The organism is Paraburkholderia hospita (genome assembly GCF_002902965.1).
In the GTDB taxonomy this organism is placed as follows: Bacteria; Pseudomonadota; Gammaproteobacteria; order Burkholderiales; family Burkholderiaceae; genus Paraburkholderia; species Paraburkholderia hospita.
In genome coordinates this window covers 376051-396605 of the sequence record NZ_CP026109.1, presented here as the reverse complement: position 1 = coordinate 396605, position 20555 = coordinate 376051, and the positions used below count along the sequence as shown (strand labels likewise).

General features: G+C 60.8%; 24 protein-coding genes and 3 pseudogenes. 15 read left to right on the top strand and 12 right to left on the bottom strand.

All coding sequences use genetic code 11. From position 1 onward, the window contains the following. Genes ctaD through C2L64_RS50785 form a run of 4 tightly spaced genes read left to right on the top strand, consistent with a single transcriptional unit; the run spans position 1 to position 3417 of the window. Positions 1-1755 carry a cytochrome c oxidase subunit I gene (ctaD, locus tag C2L64_RS50800; RefSeq protein WP_090837763.1) on the top strand — a complete coding sequence of 585 codons (1755 nt, stop codon included), beginning with the start codon at positions 1-3 and terminating at the stop codon, positions 1753-1755. Next, complete coding sequence (locus tag C2L64_RS50795) at positions 1752-2363, top strand: cytochrome c oxidase subunit 3 (RefSeq protein WP_007741200.1); 612 nt, start codon at positions 1752-1754, stop codon at positions 2361-2363. The genes ctaD and C2L64_RS50795 overlap by 4 nt, the downstream gene beginning before the upstream one ends. Continuing rightward, complete coding sequence (locus tag C2L64_RS50790; RefSeq protein WP_007741197.1) at positions 2360-3067, top strand: heme-copper oxidase subunit III family protein; 708 nt, start codon at positions 2360-2362, stop codon at positions 3065-3067. Before C2L64_RS50795 ends, C2L64_RS50790 begins: the two co-directional genes overlap by 4 nt. Before the next feature lie 8 nt (positions 3068-3075). After that, positions 3076-3417, top strand: a complete 342-nt coding sequence (locus C2L64_RS50785) for a cytochrome C oxidase subunit IV family protein (protein WP_007741196.1) — start codon at positions 3076-3078, stop codon at positions 3415-3417. 200 nt (positions 3418-3617) lie between these two features. Here C2L64_RS50785 and C2L64_RS50780 read toward each other — a convergent pair whose 3' ends face one another. Together C2L64_RS50780 and C2L64_RS50775 are read right to left on the bottom strand one after the other, a co-directional pair. Next, complete coding sequence (locus tag C2L64_RS50780; protein ID WP_007741195.1) at positions 3618-4160, bottom strand: hypothetical protein; 543 nt, start codon at positions 4158-4160, stop codon at positions 3618-3620. 96 nt (positions 4161-4256) lie between these two features. Further along, positions 4257-4484 (bottom strand): DUF1488 family protein, encoded by a 228-nt coding sequence (locus C2L64_RS50775; protein ID WP_007741194.1) that lies wholly within the window; start codon positions 4482-4484, stop codon positions 4257-4259. 1146 nt (positions 4485-5630) lie between these two features. On the opposite strand from C2L64_RS50775, the gene C2L64_RS50770 reads away from it, so the two are divergent. From C2L64_RS50770 to C2L64_RS55640, 4 genes are all read left to right on the top strand, one after another. Further along, positions 5631-6152: a hypothetical protein gene (locus C2L64_RS50770; RefSeq protein ID WP_007741193.1), complete on the top strand. Its 522-nt coding sequence runs from the start codon at positions 5631-5633 to the stop codon at positions 6150-6152. Positions 6153-6210: 58 nt separating this feature from the next. Then, the gene (locus C2L64_RS53930) at positions 6211-6378 is read left to right on the top strand and encodes a hypothetical protein (protein ID WP_158660673.1); all 168 of its coding nucleotides are present in this window, start codon (positions 6211-6213) and stop codon (positions 6376-6378) included. Between the two features lie 178 nt (positions 6379-6556). Next, positions 6557-7000, top strand: a complete 444-nt coding sequence (locus tag C2L64_RS50765; RefSeq protein ID WP_035539955.1) for a DUF2244 domain-containing protein — start codon at positions 6557-6559, stop codon at positions 6998-7000. Between the two features lie 11 nt (positions 7001-7011). Further along, positions 7012-7566 (top strand): hypothetical protein, encoded by a 555-nt coding sequence (locus C2L64_RS55640; RefSeq protein ID WP_244144533.1) that lies wholly within the window; start codon positions 7012-7014, stop codon positions 7564-7566. Between the two features lie 37 nt (positions 7567-7603). On the opposite strand, the gene C2L64_RS50755 is transcribed toward C2L64_RS55640, so the two are convergent. Beyond that, positions 7604-7966 (bottom strand): hypothetical protein, encoded by a 363-nt coding sequence (locus tag C2L64_RS50755; RefSeq protein WP_143055794.1) that lies wholly within the window; start codon positions 7964-7966, stop codon positions 7604-7606. A gap of 754 nt (positions 7967-8720) precedes the next feature. Here C2L64_RS50755 and C2L64_RS50750 point away from each other — a divergent pair. Continuing rightward, a complete protein-coding gene (locus C2L64_RS50750) occupies positions 8721-10121 on the top strand; it encodes a sensor histidine kinase (RefSeq protein ID WP_090837819.1) in 1401 nt (466 codons plus the stop codon). Between the two features lie 275 nt (positions 10122-10396). On the opposite strand, the pseudogene C2L64_RS50745 reads toward C2L64_RS50750, so the two are convergent. Continuing rightward, a pseudogene (locus C2L64_RS50745) lies at positions 10397-10662 on the bottom strand (DDE-type integrase/transposase/recombinase); the annotation flags it as partial. Between the two features lie 9 nt (positions 10663-10671). Continuing rightward, on the bottom strand, positions 10672-11862 hold the full coding sequence (locus tag C2L64_RS50740) for an FIST signal transduction protein (RefSeq protein WP_090837761.1): 1191 nt from the start codon (positions 11860-11862) through the stop codon (positions 10672-10674). 365 nt (positions 11863-12227) lie between these two features. On the opposite strand from C2L64_RS50740, the gene C2L64_RS50735 reads away from it, so the two are divergent. The 3 genes from C2L64_RS50735 to C2L64_RS50720 all read left to right on the top strand — a co-directional run bounded on the left by C2L64_RS50735 (position 12228) and on the right by C2L64_RS50720 (position 13643). Further along, the gene (locus tag C2L64_RS50735) at positions 12228-12788 is read left to right on the top strand and encodes a DUF29 domain-containing protein (protein ID WP_007734844.1); all 561 of its coding nucleotides are present in this window, start codon (positions 12228-12230) and stop codon (positions 12786-12788) included. A gap of 56 nt (positions 12789-12844) precedes the next feature. Beyond that, entirely contained in the window at positions 12845-13087 is a 243-nt protein-coding gene (locus C2L64_RS50730; RefSeq protein ID WP_007734843.1) for a hypothetical protein, read from the top strand. A 214-nt stretch (positions 13088-13301) separates the two neighbouring features. Further along, positions 13302-13643, top strand: coding sequence for a hypothetical protein (locus C2L64_RS50720; RefSeq protein ID WP_007734842.1), 342 nt, complete (start codon positions 13302-13304; stop codon positions 13641-13643). Positions 13644-13846: 203 nt separating this feature from the next. On the opposite strand, the pseudogene C2L64_RS50715 reads toward C2L64_RS50720, so the two are convergent. The 3 genes and pseudogenes from C2L64_RS50715 to C2L64_RS55635 all read right to left on the bottom strand — a co-directional run. Continuing rightward, a pseudogene (locus C2L64_RS50715) lies at positions 13847-14454 on the bottom strand (ISKra4-like element ISBte1 family transposase); the annotation flags it as partial. Between the two features lie 66 nt (positions 14455-14520). Beyond that, positions 14521-14973: a hypothetical protein gene (locus tag C2L64_RS53925; RefSeq protein WP_007734840.1), complete on the bottom strand. Its 453-nt coding sequence runs from the start codon at positions 14971-14973 to the stop codon at positions 14521-14523. 229 nt (positions 14974-15202) lie between these two features. Next, a pseudogene (locus C2L64_RS55635) lies at positions 15203-15362 on the bottom strand (transposase); the annotation flags it as partial. 325 nt (positions 15363-15687) lie between these two features. Here C2L64_RS55635 and C2L64_RS50700 point away from each other — a divergent pair. Next, positions 15688-16173, top strand: a complete 486-nt coding sequence (locus C2L64_RS50700; protein WP_007739728.1) for an aminoacyl-tRNA deacylase — start codon at positions 15688-15690, stop codon at positions 16171-16173. 82 nt (positions 16174-16255) lie between these two features. Then, on the top strand, positions 16256-16459 hold the full coding sequence (locus C2L64_RS50695) for a hypothetical protein (RefSeq protein WP_024163320.1): 204 nt from the start codon (positions 16256-16258) through the stop codon (positions 16457-16459). A 231-nt stretch (positions 16460-16690) separates the two neighbouring features. Here the strand turns inward: C2L64_RS50695 and C2L64_RS54710 are convergent, their stop codons facing one another. The 4 genes from C2L64_RS54710 to C2L64_RS50675 all read right to left on the bottom strand — a co-directional run bounded on the left by C2L64_RS54710 (position 16691) and on the right by C2L64_RS50675 (position 19047). Further along, positions 16691-16876, bottom strand: coding sequence for a hypothetical protein (locus C2L64_RS54710; RefSeq protein ID WP_007746587.1), 186 nt, complete (start codon positions 16874-16876; stop codon positions 16691-16693). 953 nt (positions 16877-17829) lie between these two features. Next, the gene (locus C2L64_RS55630; protein ID WP_007739088.1) at positions 17830-18054 is read right to left on the bottom strand and encodes a hypothetical protein; all 225 of its coding nucleotides are present in this window, start codon (positions 18052-18054) and stop codon (positions 17830-17832) included. Next, positions 17991-18521, bottom strand: coding sequence for a tyrosine-type recombinase/integrase (locus C2L64_RS56540; protein WP_407671978.1), 531 nt, complete (start codon positions 18519-18521; stop codon positions 17991-17993). Before C2L64_RS56540 ends, C2L64_RS55630 begins: the two co-directional genes overlap by 64 nt. A 1-nt stretch (position 18522) precedes the next feature. After that, positions 18523-19047: a tyrosine-type recombinase/integrase gene (locus tag C2L64_RS50675; protein ID WP_158660672.1), complete on the bottom strand. Its 525-nt coding sequence runs from the start codon at positions 19045-19047 to the stop codon at positions 18523-18525. A 633-nt stretch (positions 19048-19680) separates the two neighbouring features. On the opposite strand from C2L64_RS50675, the gene C2L64_RS50670 reads away from it, so the two are divergent. Then, positions 19681-20007, top strand: a complete 327-nt coding sequence (locus C2L64_RS50670; protein ID WP_090837756.1) for a hypothetical protein — start codon at positions 19681-19683, stop codon at positions 20005-20007. Positions 20008-20555: the final 548 nt, after the last annotated feature.

Sequence of the window (20555 nt, the reverse complement as noted above, 5' to 3'; positions counted from 1 at the left end):
ATGTCCTACGCGCACACCGATCACGTCCCGCAAAGCTTCTGGACCCGCTATGTCTGGAGCCAGGACCATAAGGTCATCGCCGTGCAGTATTCGCTGACGGCCATCGCCATCGGCCTGGTCGGCCTTGTGTTGTCAGACCTGATGCGGCTGCAGCTCGGCTTTCCGGGCAAGTTCAGTTTCATCGACGCCAACCACTACTACCAGTTCGTCACCATGCACGGGATGATCATGGTGATCTACCTGCTGACGGCGCTGTTTCTGGGCGGCTTCGGCAACTACCTGATCCCGCTGATGCTGGGCGCCCGCGACATGGTGTTCCCGTTTCTCAACATGCTGAGCTACTGGGTCTACCTGCTGGCCGTGCTGGTGCTGATGGCGAGCTTCTTCGTGCCAGGCGGGCCGACCGGCGCGGGCTGGACGCTGTATCCACCCCAGGCCATCCTTCCGGGCACGCCGGGCGTGGAATGGGGCATCGTGTTGATGCTGGTGTCGCTGGCGATCTTCATCGTCGCGACAACGATGGGCGGCTTGAATTACGTCACCACCACGCTGCAGGCGCGCACGCGCGGCATGACGCTCATGCGCATGCCGCTCACGGTGTGGGGCATCTTTGTGGCGACCATCCTGGCGCTTCTGGCGTTTCCGGCGCTGTTCGTGTCGGCCGTGATGATGCTGCTCGACAAGACACTCGGCACCAGCTTCTTCATACCGGCCGTGGTGTCGATGGGGCAGACGCTCAAGCATGCCGGCGGCAGCCCGCTGCTGTTCCAGCACCTGTTCTGGTTCTTCGGGCATCCGGAGGTCTACATCGTCGCGCTGCCGGCCTTTGGCATCGTGTCGGACCTCATCAGCACGCACGCGCGCAAGAGCATCTTCGGCCACAAGATGATGGTGTGGGCCATCATCATCATCGGTGCGCTGAGCTTCGTAGTCTGGGCGCACCACATGTTCATCGCCGGCATGAATCCGTACTTTGGCTTCTTCTTTGCCACCACCACGCTCATCATCGCCATCCCGACCGCCCTCAAGGTCTACAACTGGGTTCTGACGCTGTGGCGCGGCGATATCCACCTGACCGTGCCGATGCTGTTTGCCATCGGCTTCATCAGCACCTTCGTCCTGGGTGGGCTGACCGGGCTCTACCTCGGCAACGTGAGCGTGGACATTCCGCTGTCGAACACGTACTTCGTGGTGGCGCACTTCCATATGGTGATGGCCGTGTCGCCGATCCTGGTGGTGTTTGGCGGCATGTATCACTGGTATCCGAAGGTGACGGGCCGCATGCTCAACGACACGCTCGGGCGCGTGCACTTCTGGGTTACCTTCCTAGGCACCTATGCGATCTACTTCCCGATGCACTATCTCGGCATCCTGGGCATGCCGCGGCGGTATTACGCGTATGAGGGCTACAGCTTCATTCCATCTTCGGCGCAGACGCTCAACACGTTCATCACCGTCGTTGCGCTGTTCGTTGCGACGGCGCAGTTGCTGTTCCTGTACAACCTGGCGTGGAGCCTCGTGCGCGGCAAGCGTGCCGACAGCAACCCCTGGCGGGCCACCACGCTGGAATGGCAGACACCGCAAACGCCGCCAGTGCACGGCAACTGGGGCGCCGCACTGCCCGTCGTCTACCGCTGGGCGTACGAATACAGCCCGCCGGGGCACGAGGAAGACTTCGTCCCGCAAAACCAGCCGCCTGCGACGGCGCCTGAACCGGCCCACCCGACGCTTGAACCCGGCGAGGCACGCGAATGACCACGCTGCGCCGCTCCTTCGTTCCTGACGCGCCACCTGTCTTGCCGAATGCGGGCCGCATCGGCCTGATCGTCTTCATGGCGGTGGCAACGACATTGTTTTCACTGCTGCTGTTCGCCTATGCAATGCGTATGCGCGAGCCCGACTGGCAGCCGATCCCGCATCCGGCGCTGCTGTGGTGGAACACCGGCGCGCTGGTGCTGGCAAGTATTGCCATGCAGCGTGCCCGGCAGTTGACCTTACACCGCGCGGCGTGGCTGGTGTCCAGCGGTGTGCTGGCGGCCGTGTTCGTGATCGGGCAACTGACCGCCTGGCGCATGCTGTCGGCGGCCGGGCAGACCGTCACCGTCAATCCTTCCAATAGCTTCCTCTACCTGCTCACCGGCCTGCACGGGTTGCATGTGCTGGGCGGGCTGGTGGCCTGGGCGGTGACGATCGCGCGTCTCCGGCGCCGGGACCCCTTCCGAGCACAGCGCGCCATTGCGCTGTGCGCCATCTACTGGCATTTCCTGCTGGCTGTCTGGCTCGTGCTGCTGGCGGCGATGTGGTGGATCACCCCTGGGTTCGTCGCCGCCATCTGCGGGCCGCTGTATGGAGCCGCGCCATGACCACGCCCACGCTCCCGACCGAATCCGCTGCCACCACGCCCACCGACGCCGGGCCTGACGGCTGGCACGGCATCGTCACGGACTGGTCGGCCGACCGCGAAGCCTTCAAGGTGCCGTGGGGCAAGGCGATGATGTGGATCTTCCTGCTGTCGGACACCTTCATCTTCAGCAGCTTCCTGATAGGCTACATGACGGTGCGCATGTCGACCACGGTGCCGTGGCCTGACCCTTCGAAGGTGTTCGGGCTCACTGTGGGCGGCGTGGATGTGCCCTTGCTGCTGATCGCCATCATGACGTTCACCCTGATCACCAGCAGCGGCACCATGGCGATGGCTGTCAACTTTGGCTACCGGCGCAACGCAAAACGCGCCGCCGCACTGTTGCTGGCGACCGCGCTGCTGGGCGTGACCTTCGTGTCGATGCAGGCCTTCGAATGGACCAAGCTGATCGTCCATGAAGGTATCCGCCCCTGGGGCAACCCGATGGGCGCGGCGCAGTTTGGCGCGTGCTTCTTCATGATCACCGGCTTCCACGGCTTTCACGTGAGCTGCGGTGTGATCTACCTGCTGCTGATAGCACGCAAGATCCTGCGGCCGGGGTTCACCGAGTATGGCAACTTCCAGATCGTGGAGATTGCCGGCTTGTACTGGCACTTCGTCGACCTGGTGTGGGTGTTCATCTTTGCGCTGTTCTATTTGTGGTGAGGCAGACCATGGACCACACCGATCCCACCCATCTATCCGACGCCGTGCACGGCCAGCAGCATCCGATTGGCATCTACCTGAAAATCTGGGGCCTGCTGTTCGTACTGAGCACGATGTCGTACATGGTGGATTACTTCCACGTGCAGGGCCTGCTGCGCTGGGCGCTGATCGTCGTACTCATGATCGCCAAGGCCGGGCTGATCGTGTCGATTTTCATGCACATGATGTGGGAGCGGCTGGCGCTGGTGTACGCCATCCTGATACCGCCCCTGTGCCTGCTGGTGCTGCTGGTGCTGATGGCTGCCGAAGCGCATCACACCTTCGGCATGCGGGAACTCTTCTTCCATTGACCCCTTCGCCGACCGCTCCTCAGGTGACGACCGTTGCGTCCCTCGCTCCTCGAAGAGCTCGGCCTGAAGTCGTTCTGCAAGACGAGCGGCGGCACGGGCCTGCCGGGAACACACCGCTCTGAATACAAAACGACCCAGCAAATGCCGGGCCGTTTTTATTTCCTGTCTCGCTGAAAATCTCGGCGAAAAACACCTTCAAATCAGGCGTGCTTCTCACTGAATTCGTCGAGCGGCACAGGCTGCTTGAGCGGATCGAAGTCGGCCCACCGCCCTTGTTGCCAGCGGCCGGTCGCGCGTTCTATCGCCGCGCCTCCCGCATCGCGCAGCACCCGTGCGGCGTTCGACTGGCTGTCCGGCGACACGTGTACGGCCACCAGCACGCCGGAATCACGGGTATCTTCGATGCTGACTTCACGCGTGCTCACCATCGCGCCGGCCAATGAACCGACATACGCACTCACCCCGGCCGCGATCAGCGACACGATAAGCGGCGCCGAAAACGCTGCGAAGATCCCGACGCCGACCATGGCGCCAACCACTGCGCCAATCGTGACGCCTATCTCGGCGCCCTTTGGCGCCCCCCTCGCGTTTGCGTCGGTGCCGGTATCGACTCCGTGCTGGCCGGGCGGATTGACGAAAAACAGTGTGACGTCCTCCTCGACGAAACCGGCATTGAAGAGCCGTTGCGCCGCGTGTTCAGCGGCGGGGAATGTCGTAAAGCGTGCTGCGACGATGAGTGACATGTGGCCTCCCTTCCATCGTTGACTAGCGGTTGCAGACTATGCCGCCCCACCTCACCCGCGCCGAGGTAGAGGTGCATGCGGTGGCACGCGCCGGGACTATGCCGTGGTGCCGCGATCGGGTTCCATGCTGTCCACTCTGAACAGTCCGCTCTGTAACACTACTCCTTTGCTGCCGTTCTGGTCGATCACTTCCGCGCAAACCGAACAGATACGATTGCGGCCGTTATCGAAAGCAGCCATCAGGGCGGATTCCAGCGCGGAATTGGCGCCGAAATGATCTTGCAGCGCCTCGGCGGCAATTGCCGCATTCAACCGGCCCGCCATCGACGCGCGCCGTAAAGCGCACTGTCAGACTCGCGCCGTCGAAGACCGGCTGGTCGTCGGGAAAGTGACGATGCATTGGCAATTCCACCGGCGTACCAAGACGTGTGGATCTGCCCCGACACCCACTTGCCGAGTCGCAGCGGTACGGTCCAGAGTTTCTCGAGCACGCCCAGTCGCGAGCGCAGGCCGATCGCAAACAGCGACACCGGCAGCGCGATTTCGGTGATTGTGCATGTGGACGCCGTGGGCCAGCACCGGATCGGTGGGGGAGGATCGCCGCGAGCAGCAAAGACGGGCCCCAGCGGAGATGCAACACGTAGACGCGGAAGAGAGTCAGTAGAGAAATCGTCGCTAGCATGGTGCGCAGAAGGTGCGCGTCGGTCGACCGACGCGCAAATCGAAGTGTCACCGGACGATCCCACCACGCAGGTCACGCCAGCTCGGGACAGCACACCGGACCAGTGCAATCGTTACCGGCTCACCGTGCGCGCAAAGGCAGGGAAGTTGGGGGTCGTTGCTGCCTGGCAGGTTCTCGGTTTCGAGGCTAGCCGGGCAAACCAAGTTGGAATCCGTGTGGATCGCCGTATTGCTACGAAGAAGTAACCATTACGTTCGCGGCCGTGTCACCGGTACGCTTGCGGCTATGGTGAGACGCCTGATCGCGCTGCCGTGGGCGCAAGATGCGTACTTTTATCCCTGAGCATTGCCTCAGGGGAACGAGCTTCCAGTGTCCTGTACTTCCAGAAGCATGTCGTCGACTTCGAGCTCGATCGAGCAGTCGCGTTCTAACGAGGCGGCTTGTACTGTTCGTCAAAGCGTCGCCGGACGGAAGCCCCAGCCGGTCCCGAAACACCCTGCGTTGGACCGTGTCCATCGCGGCGTTGCGCTCGATCCGTGGTTTCGCAGGCATTTGATCCTCCACTGCGAGCTAAAAGATTAATTACCGATCCGCTGACAGGTCTGCCGCGGCCAACAACTGATGCGCCTCAAGGGTCTCTTGCACGCACAGTTCATCACGCCACGTTGTCGCCAGAACGTGGATCATCCGTCGGGGTGGCGATAGCCATGCGGCGCTATCAGTCTCGCGAGCTGGAGGACTAGAATGAATTATCCGAATCAATCGGGAGAGAAATTGTGGAACTTCACATGGATTCCCATCATTTCACGCACGGCCAGCCCGACTGGCGGGCAGCCGTGCTGGCAGGCGCAATCGCGGGCGCTGTGTTCCTGGCGTTAGGGGTCATCCTGATGGCACTGATGACGGGCGGAAGTCTGCTGGAGCCCCCACGCATGGTCGCCGCGATCATGCTGGGACGAGGCGCATTGCAATCGCCGCAAGCATTCTCAATTGGCATCGTGTTCGCGGCCTTTGTGGTGCATTTTGGCCTTGCCATCGTATTGGCGCTTATCCTTGGTCTGATCATGACGTCATTCAACCTTGACTCAAGCATGGGGATGGCTTCACTGACGGGTGGCGCTTTTGCTGCAGCCGTTTACCTGATTAATTTCTACGGCATGACACAGTTTTTTCCGTGGTTCGCAGAAGCGCGCAACTGGGCCAGCCTGTTCGTTCACATCGTCTTCGGTATCGTGACGGCGAACCTGTACATGAGACTGGAGCGCAACACGTCCCGCAGGGTCAAGGCGGACGCGGGCGGCCCGTCGTAGTCCGGTGCCGTGCTGATCGACCGGTCTCCAGAGCAGAAAGGGCTCGCTGCGCAACAACATGAACAGGACGCTGCAATCGGGGCAGCCCGTCCGCGCTCCCTCGATGCAACAGGCAACGCTCAAGGCGGCGCTGGAGAACCGCGGCGCGGCGGCACAAGCCGCTGCGCGGAGCCGCATTCTCGGGGCGCTGGCCGACCGGATCGCCGCGTCGGTCATCGCGCGCTGACAAGCTGGGAATGCCGATACGTCCCGTCATCCGACGAGGGGCGGCGTCTCGAACGTGTGATAGTTACGAAGGCAGAGCGGCAGCGCGGCACGAATGGCTCCGCGATGCGGGACTTTCGATCATGTATGCATACTTCAGGCGGTCGTACGGGCCTGGCCCTTTTGACGACGAGGGAGGTGTGCCGACCCGCGAGTGGCGCCTCAAGCGCAACTGCTCCCTCACGCCGCGGCAGTCGCTCGCCGCGACCGTGTTCCTCATGGCGCTCGTCCTCGCGATCGGCGTGGCAGCGGCATTCGCATCCGGCGTGTGGCTCGCGTTGCCCTTCTCGATGCTTTGCACCGTGGCCGTCGGCATCGCCTTTATCGCCTACGCCAGGCACGCGACGGACGGCGAGGTGCTGACGTTCGCGCCCCCGTTCGTGATCGTCGAAATACACGAGTGCGGATGCCGCACGATGCATCGGATGAATGCGGCCCGCTTGTCCGTGTCTCTCGGCGACAGCGATGGCGCCGTCTACCTTTGCGACGGCTGGCAGCGTATTCCCGTCGGACGGCAACTGCCTGCCGCCGCCCGCGCGGAGTTCGTGCGTCAATTGCGCCGCTTTATCGTGGACGACTGTTGACATGCCTGCCGATGATCGCCCGGCATGCGGGATCGGCCGCACAGCAACACGCCGAGCGCCCCGACGATGCCGATACCGCACGCGATGCTCACGCCAATGATCGGCGCCACGCGAAATGCGCTGCGCACTCGGTATCGTTCGGAGAGGTGTCCATCATGGCAATCGACGTTAAGGTTTCCAACTACGAGCTCGGCAAGACGGTGACATACGTCACCGTCAACGGTGTGAAGCATGCGATCGCGCGCGCCGACGCCTGGTTCGAGCAGATCGGATCCGGGAATGCCCCTGCGCCGCGCGGCAAATCGTTGTCGGTTCGGTTGCGCGACGTGATCAAAAGCGGTGGAAAATCCTATGGCGTGCAAGCCGTCAAGCTCGCCCTCAACCCTGACCATCGGGCCTGTCACGCAGCGGTGAACAGGGTGACTCACTACCCCGCAGATCAGCCGACGTTCACGGCTGTCTCCAGGAAGAAGCCGCGCCCGGGCATTTCGTCACATGGCAAAACCGGTCGTGCCGGGCGTGGCAAGGTCGGCGTGGGCGGCATGCGTACCAGGTCGCACAGTTGACGGTGCGCGGGTCGAGGCGCAACTTCCTGGTTCGGGGCTAACGGGACGGGCCCCGCTTTTCCTTGACCGCGTTCGCCCTGTCTTTCCGCCAGCTCAGAAAGTTAGTTACCGCGGCCGCAATGAACGCGACGAAAGTGGAAGCCGACGACGCAATGAGTGTCTTTTCCTCGGTATGAAGCGAAGGCGTTGTTGGTTGAAGTGGGAAGGCGGACGTGAATGGGACTGCCGGGGCGCTTCCCGACAAGGCTTGTGATGCATTTTTCGACTGCAAGACGGTTACCTGCGGCAGCTGTTCCGCCGACATATAACGTACGAAAAGGGCGGCCGTTACGCAAAAAAAGCCGACAAACAGACCAAGGAATAGCCGACAAAACAGCCCGAGCCTGGTGAAGTTTTCCACGCTGCCTCCGTCTTCGTCGGCAGTTACCACACTCTTATATTGCACCAGAATCACGCGCAATGGCGGCGGCCCGGCAGACGCGAGATGGACGTTACCGCGCGGTTGAGGCGATGCAGGCGCACTCGCTGACGTACCGTCGCCAGACCGGTGTACTGCCGGGGCGGCTCGATGCCGTCCAGTGTCCGTCCGGCCCGCGCGAAAACGACTCCTGTACATACAGCCCCGACTCGCGTTGGCTGTGCCCCGTCCAGCGCGGACCTCGGGCACGGCGCGCAAGGCAGCAGCGACGGCCCGCAAGACAGCTGCACGCCGCAAGCGGAACCAGGCGGATGGGAAAGCAGCAGCCGCACGCGAAAAGCGCGAACCGGTCTCGCATTTGAGCGAGGCGCTGCCAGGCGTTGACACGGGATGAGCGTATCGTTTGTGTGCGAACTGATAACCGTGTGATGCTGGAGAACTGATCCGGTCTCTTCAACAGAGAGACGACGAGCGGTCATGGCAATGAGCACGCCGGCACTACAATTCTTTCTGAAGCTCGCCGCGCAGAGTCACGACACGTCGCGAGCGTCCGCTTCCTCAGGGTTCGTTCTGTTCATCAACCCGTAGGTCAGCGCGATGCCCCAGCTTGATGAACTTCGCGAGCATGCGCTTTTCGCGGATCTGTCAGAAGCGCTATTACGGTAGCTATGCGACAAGCTGACTGAAGTCAGCATCGCCGCGCGGAAAGTCCTTGGTCACTGACATTGGTGGGCCTATGGTTGCACTTCAGGATTTGCGCGAGATCCCGCTCTTTGCGGACTTATCCGAACTGCGCCTGCAGTGGCTGCAGGCGAACCTCGAGGACATGCGCGTCGAGGCAGGTGCAGTGCTTCGCAACGAAGGCGAGACGTTCCGGGGCTTTTTTGTCATCCTGGACGGTGAAATTGTGGCGAGCAGACTGATCGACGGACAGCAGATGCCGGTTCGTCGATATGTTGCGCCAGGTTTCTGTGGCGCGGTGCCATTGCTCGCGGGGACGCCATCACTGACGACGCTCAAGGCCGAGTCCGACAGCCACCTGGTCCGGCTTTCCGAGCCAGTGTTGCGCGAGTTGCTCGCGTGCAGTGACTCCTTCAGCAAAATCATCTTCCGCGCGACGGCCGAGCGTCTCACTAACCTTGAGGCATTGTTGCGAACGCGAGAGAAGATGGCCGCATTAGGGAAGCTGGCGGCTGGCCTTGCACACGAGTTGAACAATCCTGCCGCAGCGTTGGCGCGCACGACAGACCGTGCAAACGAGGTTCGCGAAGCTCTGGATGAATCGCTCCACGCCCTCAGCCTCAGCTCGATTCCGCATGAGGCAATCGAACTCATTCATGCCTTGAGCGCGCGCGCGTGCGCCAAGGCGAGACAGGCGCCTGGGGACGACCTGGCGAGAGCAGCTGCGGAAAGCAGGCTGGGCGATTGGCTGGCTGCCCATGGGGTCGAAAAGCCATGGCTGGTGGCCCCCGGCTTGATCGCAGGCGGTATCGTGCGTGATGACATCGCTGCGCTCGGCGAAAGTCTGGCACCGCACCAGTTTAACGTCAGCATCCGGTGGCTCGGTGCGACGATTGAACTGCACGCGCTGCTAAAGGATGCCACCGGGAGCGCAACGCACATTTCCGACATGGTCAAGGCGCTCAAGGCGTACGCCTATATGGACCAGGCGCCACAACAGGAGGTAGACATCCACGATGGCATCGAGGATACGCTCGCCATTATGCGCCACCGGCTCATCCAGTCGGTCGCAGTAAGACGCGAATACGACCGAAGCCTGCCCCGTCTTCAGGCGTACGGAAGCGAACTCAATCAGGTATGGACCAATATTGTCGACAATGCGGTCGACGCCATGGAGGGCCGTGGCGACCTTGTCATTTCCACGCGCCGTGAGGGCGACTACGCGGTGGTCGAGTTCACTGACAGCGGTCCTGGTATCCCGCCGGAGATTCAGTCGCGGCTGTTTGAGCCGTTCTTCACCACCAAGCCGGTCGGCCAGGGGACGGGCCTGGGCCTCGATATTGCCTACCGTATAGTCGTCAATCGGCATGGTGGAACGATTCTCGTCAGTTCGCAGCCGGGCGCGACGACCTTTCACATACGCTTACCCCTTCCGGCGCAAGCAATTGCCAGGTAGGAGCGCGCCAAGGCGGGGGCTGAATCCGGGCCTGCGAATATGGCCGAAGGGAGTATTTATAGTCCGTCGATGCACTTCGACACTTCCGAAGCGACTGCCGCCGCAGAGATCGTAGGCGCGGTCGCATTCGAGCCGGACAGGAGGCAGAAGCGAGCTAATCAACGTAGCTAACTATCACCGAAACGAAGCAATCTGAATGTAGGGACTACCCTTGAAGGATTTGTCGCGATAAGGAAGGCGGGTGAAACGAACGTCGATATGCGCAGGATTACTACTTATGCAGTCAACGAGTAGAACTGCTGGGCGGGAGTTTGCGCGATGCCTCCTTTTTTCATCTGGCCCTTGACAATCATATGCATGATCTCGAAGCCACGCAGAATATGCGTGCGCAACGAAAATTCTTGAAGCCGGGCATCGACCGGGTGCGACGCTTGATGGCAAGTTGGTCCTGCTCGACGACGTTGTTCAGGAACTTCTTCTGGCGAATCCTGATCGGTGTCTCACGGTCAGCGTTGAGCTCCTGTAGTGCCGCCAGATCCGCTTTTGTCGCTCAGCTCAATCCTGGGCTCGTGAAGACGGTCAGCACCCCCGTGTAGCCGTAAAGGTGACTCCTTGCGATCTCGCCGCCGGCGAAGAAGCCCACCAGCGGCACCTCGCCCAGGGCATTCCGCACCGTCTGCAGTTCCGCATGCCGCGCTCCAAAATGCGGCCCGCCGCGTCCCGAGCAACTGACATACAGGGCACCCGACAGGTGGGTTGTCGTGCTGCTTTCCAGTTCCGCCCGGATCTCCGTCGCAATGCGCACCAGATCTCGCCTGGCGGCCTCGGCATTGCGCGTGCAAAACGCCAGATGCATGCCTGCCTCGACCAGGTCCGCAATCGCCAATATCCGGTGCCGGGGATCGACACCGATCAGGTGCCGCACGAACGTATCCGCGCCGAACTTTCCGGGCCACGTCGGCACATCCTCGGCACCCGTGCTCAAACCCACTAGCGTAGTCGACAGGGCCTGAGACAACTCATCGGCTGACAGATCCCCGTCGAGCCCAAGATCCTGCAACACGCAATCGAGAGCGGGCTTGCCGTCCAGCGTGAGCACCAGATTGTGTTCGGCGCGGGTGATGGTACGCACCGGCCCGACAGGCTGGCAGCCCTGAGTCACGCGAGAGATCAGGCCGACCTCGGGGCCGAACAGCACACCGGACAACCCACCGCTGAACACACCGTCGGCGAAGTGTAGCGGCCGGTTTCGCGCCGAGGACAGACCGCCGAAAAGATAGCCTGTGGTGGTGCGGGCACTCAGTTCTTGCAACAATTCCTGCAGGTCCGGTGTGGTGCTTTCGGCATGGACCAGCGCCGTATGGGCGACGAACCCGGAGGACCCCGCAGGCAGAGGCTGTTGCCCGGAGAAGAGCCGGAACGACTCCCGCGGCAGCGGCGCGACCATCAGCGCGAGGGCCGGTTCGTCGATGTATTCGACGCCGCTGGCGGCCACGCCAATGCCGATCGTACCGACCCAGGCGACGCCGGGATAAGCGCGATGCAGCTCATCGAGGATCGCCTCGGACGCCGATGCGTAATAGTCGCTCAGGTAACACCATCCGAGAGTGAACCGCGCAGATACATGTTGCTCTGCCGCACTCGCCGTCATCCGGGTGTCAAGTTGCCGTTGACACCCGGCGAGCGCCACCCGCCAATCGGCGTCAGCAGCATGAGCATGGATAAACGAAGCGTGGTTCATGGCACAAACCTGCCGAGGACAACAATACGCCAGCGACGACTTCGCGGTCGAAATGGCGGTCAGGGAACAAACAACCGGTGATTCAAGGTGTACTCATCGAGCGTTCACACCCAAAAAGAATGGTAACTCTCCGGCCCATTGAAGCTCTGCGCCGCGTCCCGACCTTGATGATCACCGGGTGCTACATTAACTGTAGAAGAGAATGCGCAGCGACGGTATCACGAACGCTTCCGGCTCGCGCGCAGGTGGACGTTTCACCGGGTTCTCGTCGTCCGGCGCATCGTCGTACGCGCCACCGGCGTGGCAACGCTCGCGTCGTACATCTCCAGGATCCACTGACCTTCAGACTTCGGAGGATCACGATCATGACAAGCCCCGATCAGGACGTTATCGCGTGGGCCCGAGAACAGGCAGCGCTGCTGCGCGCCGGGCGGTTTGAGGAAATCGACGTCGAGCACATCGCCGACGAAATTGAGGACGTGGCCAGAGGTGAAGTGCGCGACATGACGCACCGCATGGCGACCCTTACCGTGTGGCTTCTCAGGTGGCAGTACCAGCCGGACCTGCGCTCGCCGAGCCTGCATTCGATGATCCGCGTGCAGCGCGAGCGGCTGAAGGCGCAGCTGAGGGGCACACCCAGCCTGCATCCGAGCCTCGCCGATGACGAGTGGATCAAGGATGTGTGGGCCGACGCTCGTCAGCAAGCGAGCAGGGAAACGAGTATCGGCTTTGCGTTCTTTCCTGAGCGCTGCCCGTGGGCGATGGAGCAGCGCCTCGATTCGATGTTCTGGCCGGACCAGGGCAGGCGCGCGCAACCAGAACACCCGGGGATCGGGACTTCCCCGGCTGCGCCACTGAACTGGTGGCATTACTGCGCGCCGGCAGGGCATAGCAATCGACCGCCTGAACATCGCCGCGGAACTTGAATCGATCGACGCGGCGAGAGGCGGGACTATGACCAGTTCAATGACGAGGACGTGGAATGAGCAAGAGCCTGTGGACGTATGAAGAAGTGACCGCCGCCGTCGAAGAAGAGATCAAGCTCCAACTCAGGAAAGCTGATTCAGCGTTGTCCGAGGTAACGCGCGGCACGTATCGCGACTACGCCTTCGGTGCATATCTCGCATGGGAGGCGGTCACGCGCACATGTTTGACGGAACAGCGTTTTGCCGAAGCGAGGCGTCTTGCCAACATGGTCGAGTTTCCGAATTCCGAACGCCCATGATCCATCCAGAAAACGTTGCGAATCCTCTCGTTGAACGGTTGACGGCGTCTTACATGTTCCGGCGCGTTTCGGCGGGGCGCTTGACAACGCGCTGGCTGGTCCTGGGCAACTGGAGGTTGTGAAGGCGACAGAACATAACGACTGGGTTGGGCACGTCGATGAGACCTGATGGCGGGAGGCGATCGGCTTCCTGCTTACGCCATACCATTGAGATATGAAATCCCGCACCGTCACGCGCAAACACGAACACTTCTATGTCCTTGACGAGAAGAACACGCCTGTCGAGGTATTCGACCGCAGCGAATGGTCGCGCTGGATGTCTGGGAACGAACAGATCTTTCGCCGCACGTTGCTGGAAGAATCCGGTGTGACAGTCACGACCCGCTTCCGCGGTGTGTCCGGAACCAGTACGGGGGAGGTCCTGCTTTTCGTGACACGCATTGCCGGCATGCAAGCGCGGGACAACGAGAGCTACGGAGCACGTACCCTCGATGAGGCGCTGGAGCAGCATGAGCGCATCGTACAGAAAATCCTCCGGATGCTGACCGGGCGGTGAGCGCCACACAGCGCGACGAGTCCCACCGACTGGGCCATGACTCGCAGGAGCTACATGTTTGCCTGCGTGAGGATAGGGTCGCGAAATCGTACAACGTCGAGGCGTTCACTACGAGGCTTCCGGTCCAGCTGACGAAGCCGAACCATTCGTCATCGAAACGGACGAGGGTGATCTCCGAATCGGAGACCGCGCCAAAGCGGGGGCTATGCCGCGATATCGTGAGCGTGCTCGTTGCTCGCGAGCGTCGGATACCATCGCTCGAAGCATGATCGCAACTGCTCATTCAGGACGGCCGTCCTCACCTGAAGCAGGCCTTGCGCATGAGCCGGTCGCCATGCCATCTGCTGCCGCTTCACAGAACGCTTGCTGACCACCTGGTTGACAGCCGACTCCACGAAGCTCGAGGTGATTGGCTCGCCATGACGGTAGCGGTCTCCGTAGTTCACGATAAAGCTCTCGTTGTTCTCGAGGTAACCGATGAACTCCTCCAGTTTGACCAGCAACCTGGTCTCCTCGGGTCTGCCATCCTTGGCGAGTTCCCAACCCAGGCTTTCAAGCCGCTGCAGTGCCGGATAGGGGCAGCCGTGCCAGAGGTGCCACTTCGCACTGCGCAGCCCATCGATCGGCGTGTCGACACATGGTCGTTCGCCGCGGCCCGGTAACACCTTGATCATCTGTTCGAGATTCGTACCCGCATGGCGACGTGAAGCCAGTCGAGTACTCTCTCGCCACAATCGCCAAAGTCGAGCTGGGCGCGGCGCACCGTGTCACCGCCGTCGGACAGGAAAGTTACCGGCTGGTCCGCGCCGACGCGGACACCGTACGGCCGGGGGTACGGCTGGCCAAGCCCTATCCGCCTGACCCGCCTGTCGCCCGCCTAGTCGAACGGAGACGCTGTCTTGCCGCTCATGATGAAACGGGTCAGCCGCTGTTCCGCCTTGATCAGATCTCCAGCACGCGCGCTCGCAAGCTGCGAGTCGTGAACCTGGAGAACCACTTCCAGCGTCGCCACCGCCGATGGATCGAGTTGCCACGAGCCATTTTCGTTGCCGCGCCGGATCCCAGCTTCGAGACCCGCCTCAGCCATGCGGTACAGATCAAGCGCGACGCGCATGTAGCCCATTTCGCCGAGATAGAAAGTCAGGTAGATCGCGCGGGTCAACTCGTTAAAAAGATGAGAGCTGCCGTGGACCCCGCCACACGCCGCAAGTGCGAGATGGTATCCCAATGAAATTTCGGTGATCCTGGCTTGTGGAAGCGGGAGGAGGGCATTCTTCGACGGGATAACCCGGCGCTTGCCAGAACGTCCACTGTGTTTGGAGCGAGGCATCCTAAAAACCTCGTGGTATGAAAACGCGACATCGCGGGCAGTTGTTCGGGCACATTGCCTTACGCCGACACTGGCACGTTAGGGGAGAATGTTCGGGATGGCAATCCCGAATATTCTCGCAGCTCGGCACTGCGGGCGAGCAAGATTTTCTAGGGACACCGCACGAACGGGAAGACTCTCGCGGGAGCGCATCTGATTTTTTGAACTTTCAGGGCCTATTCTTAGCATGTTAGTGACGTTGAAGTACTCGAGCGGCGTGAACGAGCATAAGCATGGCGAAGGCTACGAAATAAAGCCCAACAAGAGTTTCGGGTAGGCGTTCGTAGTCTCGTGTGAGGCGATGCGTGGTTGAACCAGCCCAAGCTGCGCTCGACCACCCATCGCTGGGGGTATCCCTGATCCGCGAATGCCATCTTGACATGCTGTTCGATAAGCCCCTGTGGTGACTGTTACTCCAGCCGGATGTTGCGGAAACCACTGGAGCGGCAGCGAGAAGGGCCAAGCTGTAACGCATGGTCGCCGTCGTCCAGTAGTGGTTCTGGGGCATTATTGACGAAACGGACCCGTGAGCCGTACGGGCATCGTCCCATTCGTCGTCACGCTCGCGCAGTCGTGGCGCTGTCGCCAGCATGTTTTTCACACGCGAGCGAAAGCGAACTATTGTTAAGGAATCTCGCGCGATAATCTCCCGTCTTCCTCCCGAGGAGGTGTGTCATGTCGATTTCTGCCACTCTCCAGGACTGCCTGCGCAGCAAGGGCTCCCAGTACGAAATCGTCCATCATCCGCACAGCCATTCCAGCATCGAAACCGCAGCGGCCGCGCATATTCCCGGCGATCGCCTCGCCAAGACCGTGCTTTTTGAAGACGAGCACGGCTATGTGGCGACTGTGCTGCCATCGACCTACGCCGTTCGGTTGTCCGAGCTTTGGGCAAAGACCGGGCGCCACCTCCTGCTCGCCAAAGAGGTCGATCTGCGGGAACTGTTCAAGGATTGCGACATGGGAGCGCTGCCGCCGGTATGTACGGCCTACGGCATGCGAACCTATCTTGACGAGAGCCTCGCCCAGCAACCGGACGTGTATTTCGAGGCCGGTGATCATGAAGCGCTGATTCATATGCGCACAGATCATTTCCTGGATCTGATGGACCGGGCCGAGCAGGCACGCTTTGCCCGTCGCATGCATGGTGTGTCAAGTTGACCGGCGCTCGCCTGATACGGCACGGTTTGCGCAGTGCGGCATAAAGTGCGCTGCGCCACCCAACCTTTGCCCGAGGCAGATCATGCAACGCACCGATATGGTCTCGAAGCAGTTGACGGCCGCCTTCGAACGCGAGCCATACGTGAAGTTCCAGATGGAAAACCACAGGATCACGCTAGCAGGTCGGGTGGCGACCAAGGCCGAAAGATGGGGCGGAACAGGACGGCGGGTGTCCGGATGCATTCGGGGGTGTCGTCAATCGTATCCAGGTGCGGGCCTGATCTGACTGCAGGCCCGCGTAGGGAAATGAGTGCGCGCAAGATCCTGTCGGGCCTGACGATGGCCGTACTGTCCGGAGGATACCTGGCTGCGGACGCTGCGAGTTGGTGTTCTCCGGCATCGTCCGAGGTCGATGTCGAGGACGCGTAGTATTGGCCGGTCCAAGACCTTTTCTCGCAATCGCGGCGGCGAGGTTTCGACCACCGCGATAGCGACAGCGACCGTCAGAACCGCCAGCTCACAAGGGCAGGTCCTTGCCTCCCTGCTCACAAACCATGTACTCCGCATACCAGTCCGGCCAATTCTCATCGCGTTGGCCGGCGGTCCGACCGACCCAATCACCCGAATCGGGGTATTCATCGTCGGCCGAATCGAAATAAGCCGGAAATGACAGGCGCTGCGCGATCGAGTTCTGCGAGATCATGCCGCTGACACTCGAAGTCCACAGGGAAGCTCGCCGTGTTGCCGAACTCTACGGATCAGGTTCTACGATTCGTGCATCATCGTCTTCGCTTTGCGTGAAGCTTATGAAGCTCTCTACAGGACATGCAATACGGCCATGTGATCTTCGACCGGCTGACGGTGGTCAATCCGTGCCGATCACCCAGTTGACCACCTTCAATTCGTCATCACGCCTTGACGTCGTGAAACGCCTGGTCTGGCCAGCAAGGGCGCGCGGTGCCAGGCACTTCCAGGACACGATCGTTCCAGCTCCGACCCGACGTTCCAGCGGAACTGTTCAAGACCGACTCTCGCCAGGTCAAGGGCCAAATGCGTCACGTCGCACCTTGCCGAACGTTTGTTGACCCGGCTCCGAAAGCAGCGAGCGGGCATCGACCTCGGGACGAGTCATGCCGTTGACTGAACCGGCCGATACGCGACAGATGCGGGAGCACGTGTTGCCAGGTGTCTCGACTTCAACCGGCCGCGTTGTTTCGCATTCATGCGTGGCAACAGGTAAAGTAGGCGTCAAAAAAATCACATTGACTATAGAGCTTCTCATAGGTCAATTAAAAGCGAATTGATAGTCTTTGATGAAAAGCGGGATCATCTTCTGCCACCTGGCGTCGTGAAGTCCTCGACGGGTTCGTCGCAGTGCGTGTCTTCAAAATATTCCATACGCGTCTGGCTACCGGCGTCATGGCCGCCATCGCGTTGGCTCACCGCGCTACGACCACGCGGCAGTAGCGTTTCTTCGAATCATTGCCTCACCGCTTTCGCTGCTTTTGCAGCTTTCTCGACTGCCTCGGCAGTCGCTCCAGTCAACTCCGATGCAGCTCTCGTTGAGACGCTCAGATTGCTTTTTCCCACATCGACCGCCTCGCCCGCGCCTGCGCGTTTCCATAGGCAGTGTTGTGACGAGCGAAATTTCCTGATTCAGAAATGTGATTGCAGACTCGGCGCCGACGGGATATTTTGCGAGACATTCTCAACAAACCATTGGACCTGGCGGTTGGCTTCAAGGTATTGAGCGTTGACCACCTCTGCCAACTTCGACTGCATGGCCGAACCGATCTCGGCAACCTGGCGTTCGTACGTCAGGACGTTTTCGACCGCGGGCAGCGCCAGCGTGTTTTGCGAGTCGTGTAAGGTCCTGTCCATCCTTTCTTGCGAGCCCGTCCTGCACCTGTTGGTACCAAACGGAAAACGACGTTTTCGTCATATCCAGATTCAGTCGGACAAGCTTTTCCTCGCCTTCGAGCATCGTCGCGGCCAGGCTGAAGAGTGGACTGCAGGGACTGATGGCCCAACACGTCGGCGATGTTCTTGAAGCTCATGCCGCGTGTCAGCATGGTTGTCGCCGCGGCGTGGCGTAAGAGATGTGCTGCACCGCGTGCGGGAGCGATATCTGCACGCTTCAAGGCATGCCGGACGATCTTGGAAATTGCGCTCGAGTCGGTAAGTGGTCGCGCTGGCGTTACCGCTTGAAGGAAGATCGTCCTGTCCGATGATGACGGACGCTCCCGGTTGATGTATGCGAGCAACGCGTGTCCGACGTCGCGCAAGAGCGGCAGGTCACGACGCGACTTGGTCCCTCGGATATGAATGACGCCGCCGGCCCAGTCCACGTCATCCAGAACTGAGGTGGACGACTTCAGCGGCCCGCATCCCGGTCCTCGCGAGCAGCAGCACGATTGCCGTGTTCCGCAGTGGCTGAAACGTCGCAGCGTCGGCCGCGCACTTGATGAGCCGATCCACATCGTCGCTCGACAGGCTCGCTGGAAGCGTCGCGTGACGCCATCGCCGGATCCGTGGCAGCGCTTCCTCTCGAGACCGGACGACACCCGTCCCCCTCATGCCGAGATAACGTAGCATAGCGCGCAGCGCGATGATGGGTGAGTTCGATGGTCGCCGCGTCTTGCACGAGAGTTCGTGACGCAGATAAGCGCGGAGATCTTCGATTGACAGGTCTTGCCAATTCGGTGGACTGTCGCCATACCATCGGTCCAGGAAGCCTTGGACGAACCGGCCATACTTCCGGCGGGTGCCATCCGCCAGGCCCTTGGCGGTCCCCAGATATGCGTCGAACTCGCTGAGGAATTCGGCTGCGCGCGCGGAGCCCTCCTTGCCGCACGCCAGTTCAGACTGCGCCATTCTCTTCTCCTTGCCGACCACCATGGTCGGTAGGAAAAGTTCAGAACATTATGCGAACCATTGCCACACAACTCGTCTCGCACGATTCCGCCTGAACACGGCGGTGTCGCCGTCGACTACATGGCGCTTCGCCTAATCTGCCGGTGTGGGTAATCGTAAATATCTGAAGCTTCAGATATTTACGAATCACGGCTGACCCTCGAGTCAGAGCATCTGTCCTCGGTCGATCAGCTGGATAAGCTATCGATTTCAATTGGGGGCATACCTCAAGACAAGGGGATGCGCGAGTAGTCGATCACGGGTTATGCGGTAGAAAGGCGTCAAGCCGCATGTAGCAAATCTTCGGGATCTCGAGTTTGACCTACCGCGCAAGGTGCGTGGATTGCTGCATGCAGAGTGTGGTGTGTTCCTGCCTCCAAACGGTCGAACAAGGCGCCACGCTGGTCGCAGGGACACGTGGGAGCAGCCAAGAGATCATGGGCTACTCTAGAAGAGCATCATTCGCGTGCCTGGGGCCGCGTTGACGCAATGCAATGTGGCCCGTTGAAGCGCGCAAATGACGGGGCACGGGCAACACAATACTATTGCTGCCTGAAATTCATCTGGAACTGATGTTCAAGAAAAGGGGGCATCATGTTGCAAGCCAGTGAAATCCAAAAGCGCTTTACTCATCTGCAGAAAACCATCAGCGATGCATCACGGACATGCCATGCTGACAAGACGACCCCAGCTGATTTGATGAACCGGATGGACGAACTTGATAAGGAATGCAAATCGGCAAGGAAGGTCATGGCGTCCAAGGATGAGGATCGGATCCGACAGTGTGTCGATGATCTCGAACGGATAGGCGATCGCGCAGAGCGCGCTTGCCAGCAGGCAGGTAGTCTCGACGCCAGGATCAAGGATGCAGTCAGTTTGATGCATTCGGAACTTACTGACCTGAAGCGTCAATTCCACTGACCTGACCGACAGCCCCTGTCCAACCCGCCGGGGCAATTGGCACTTCAGCGCCACCAGGACGCGCAGCAACGCCTCCGCTCGGTGCGGCGGCCATCTGCGTGCGGCCGCCATGGCACAGGACGAGATTCAGCAGAAGTCCGCAAAATATCGCGGCGCAACGGGAGAGGCGTGGTCCGGCGATGGCGAGATGCCCCAATTGCTTAAACAGGCTCTCCGTGCGGAGTATGCGTTCGTCGCAGCGACGACACAAGGCTTGCTTCGTGTCGCCTAGGTTCGACGTGGTGATCCCTGACCGGGTAGAGGCATTCCGCATGCGCCCACAAGCCAGAAGAGGGACTGTGATGGCTGGGGGTGAGAAGGGAAGGCCTGAGGTGTGTCTACGACGATTGCCATGTGCTGGCTGCGGCTCTGCAGAACTGGACAGGCCGTCACTGGTCGGCGGGGCCGTACCCGCAACAAGGCGGAGGATCGGGCAGATCATCGACCTGGTGGAAACCATCGTACCGCGCGACTCTCTGTTTAACAGTCGCCTCGATAGCGCCCGGTCG

What these genes read in the sequence shown, in the direction of transcription:
- C2L64_RS50785 (WP_007741196.1), top strand. Translation starts at nt 3,076, where the DNA reads ATGGACCACACCGATCCCACCCATCTATCCGACGCCGTGCACGGCCAG.
- C2L64_RS50770 (WP_007741193.1), top strand. Translation starts at nt 5,631, where the DNA reads ATGGATTCCCATCATTTCACGCACGGCCAGCCCGACTGGCGGGCAGCC.
- C2L64_RS50750 (WP_090837819.1), top strand. Translation starts at nt 8,721, where the DNA reads ATGGTTGCACTTCAGGATTTGCGCGAGATCCCGCTCTTTGCGGACTTA.
- ctaD (WP_090837763.1), top strand. Translation starts at nt 1, where the DNA reads ATGTCCTACGCGCACACCGATCACGTCCCGCAAAGCTTCTGGACCCGC.
- C2L64_RS50795 (WP_007741200.1), top strand. Translation starts at nt 1,752, where the DNA reads ATGACCACGCTGCGCCGCTCCTTCGTTCCTGACGCGCCACCTGTCTTG.
- C2L64_RS54710 (WP_007746587.1), bottom strand. Translation starts at nt 16,876, where the DNA reads ATGATCTCGCAGAACTCGATCGCGCAGCGCCTGTCATTTCCGGCTTAT.
- C2L64_RS50720 (WP_007734842.1), top strand. Translation starts at nt 13,302, where the DNA reads ATGAAATCCCGCACCGTCACGCGCAAACACGAACACTTCTATGTCCTT.
- C2L64_RS50670 (WP_090837756.1), top strand. Translation starts at nt 19,681, where the DNA reads ATGTTGCAAGCCAGTGAAATCCAAAAGCGCTTTACTCATCTGCAGAAA.
- C2L64_RS50695 (WP_024163320.1), top strand. Translation starts at nt 16,256, where the DNA reads ATGCAACGCACCGATATGGTCTCGAAGCAGTTGACGGCCGCCTTCGAA.
- C2L64_RS50735 (WP_007734844.1), top strand. Translation starts at nt 12,228, where the DNA reads ATGACAAGCCCCGATCAGGACGTTATCGCGTGGGCCCGAGAACAGGCA.
- C2L64_RS50730 (WP_007734843.1), top strand. Translation starts at nt 12,845, where the DNA reads ATGAGCAAGAGCCTGTGGACGTATGAAGAAGTGACCGCCGCCGTCGAA.
- C2L64_RS50675 (WP_158660672.1), bottom strand. Translation starts at nt 19,047, where the DNA reads ATGGCGCAGTCTGAACTGGCGTGCGGCAAGGAGGGCTCCGCGCGCGCA.
- C2L64_RS50790 (WP_007741197.1), top strand. Translation starts at nt 2,360, where the DNA reads ATGACCACGCCCACGCTCCCGACCGAATCCGCTGCCACCACGCCCACC.
- C2L64_RS53925 (WP_007734840.1), bottom strand. Translation starts at nt 14,973, where the DNA reads ATGCCTCGCTCCAAACACAGTGGACGTTCTGGCAAGCGCCGGGTTATC.
- C2L64_RS50780 (WP_007741195.1), bottom strand. Translation starts at nt 4,160, where the DNA reads ATGTCACTCATCGTCGCAGCACGCTTTACGACATTCCCCGCCGCTGAA.
- C2L64_RS53930 (WP_158660673.1), top strand. Translation starts at nt 6,211, where the DNA reads ATGAACAGGACGCTGCAATCGGGGCAGCCCGTCCGCGCTCCCTCGATG.
- C2L64_RS55630 (WP_007739088.1), bottom strand. Translation starts at nt 18,054, where the DNA reads ATGGACAGGACCTTACACGACTCGCAAAACACGCTGGCGCTGCCCGCG.
- C2L64_RS50775 (WP_007741194.1), bottom strand. Translation starts at nt 4,484, where the DNA reads ATGGCGGGCCGGTTGAATGCGGCAATTGCCGCCGAGGCGCTGCAAGAT.
- C2L64_RS50700 (WP_007739728.1), top strand. Translation starts at nt 15,688, where the DNA reads ATGTCGATTTCTGCCACTCTCCAGGACTGCCTGCGCAGCAAGGGCTCC.
- C2L64_RS50740 (WP_090837761.1), bottom strand. Translation starts at nt 11,862, where the DNA reads ATGAACCACGCTTCGTTTATCCATGCTCATGCTGCTGACGCCGATTGG.
- C2L64_RS55640 (WP_244144533.1), top strand. Translation starts at nt 7,012, where the DNA reads ATGATCGCCCGGCATGCGGGATCGGCCGCACAGCAACACGCCGAGCGC.